Source organism: Mycobacterium sp. IS-836 (genome assembly GCF_001954275.1).
Lineage (GTDB): Bacteria > Actinomycetota > Actinomycetes > Mycobacteriales > Mycobacteriaceae > Mycobacterium.
The window spans coordinates 1-1,013 of sequence record NZ_MBEU01000092.1 but is presented as its reverse complement, the minus strand read 5'-3'; the positions used below and the strand labels follow the sequence as shown (position 1 = coordinate 1,013).

Here is a 1,013-nt window from a genome sequence, read left to right as displayed (position 1 = left end):
CGGTTGTGGTTTATCGACCAGTTGCAGGGGCCCTCGCCGGTTTACAACGTCGCGGCTGCATTGCGGCTAAGTGGGCCGCTCGATGTTGATGCGTTGGCTGCGGCGCTGGCCGATGTGGTGGGCCGTCATGAAAGCCTGCGCACTGTGTTCCCCGCGGTCGAGGGAACACCCCGACAGGTGGTTATTCCTGTTGAGCAGGCCGATTTTGGGTGGGACGTTGTTGATGCCAGCAGCTGGTCACCAGCCCGGCTGGGTGAGGTCATCGACGCCGCGGCACGCCATACCTTTGATCTGGCCACCGAGATCCCGCTGCGGGCAAGGCTTTTTCGCATCGTCGACGACGAGCACATGCTGGTGATTGTGATGCACCATATCGCCGCGGATGGCTGGTCGCTAAGGCCGCTGACCGCTGATTTGAGTGTGGCCTATACCAGCCGGTGCGCCGGTCGGGCGCCGGGTTGGACGCCGTTGGCGGTGCAGTATGCCGATTACACGCTGTGGCAACAGGAGTGGCTGGGGGAGGAGTCTGATCCGCGCAGTGCCATTGCTCTGGAGTTGAAGTTTTGGGAGCAGGCGCTGGCCGGGATGCCTGAGCGTTTGGAGTTGCCGACTGATCGGCCTTATCCATTGGTGGCTGATCAGCGTGGGGCCAGTGTGGCCGTCGAGTGGTCGGCGGGATTGCAGCGCAAGGTTGCTCGGCTGGCCCGTGAGCATAACGCGTCGAGTTTCATGGTGGTGCAGGCCGGGTTGGCGATGTTGTTGTCGAAGATCGGCGCCAGTTCTGATGTGGCCGTGGGCTTCGCGGTGGCCGGTCGGGGTGATCCGGCGCTCGATGAGTTGGTGGGGTTTTTCGTCAACACCTTGGTGTTGCGTACCGATGTGGGTGGGGATCCCACTTTTGCGGAGTTGTTGGCGCAGGTTCGGGCGCGCAGTTTGGAGGCGTTTGAACATCAGCATGTGCCTTTTGAGGTGGTGGTGGAGCGGCTCAACCCGGCTCGGTCGTTGCGCCATCA

1 protein-coding gene is annotated in these 1,013 nt (G+C 62.4%); it reads left to right on the top strand.

Annotated elements, in window-relative coordinates:
- Positions 1 to 1,013 (top strand): condensation domain-containing protein (locus A5747_RS23980; RefSeq protein WP_233148137.1); only part of this gene is annotated, 1,013 nt, incomplete at both ends.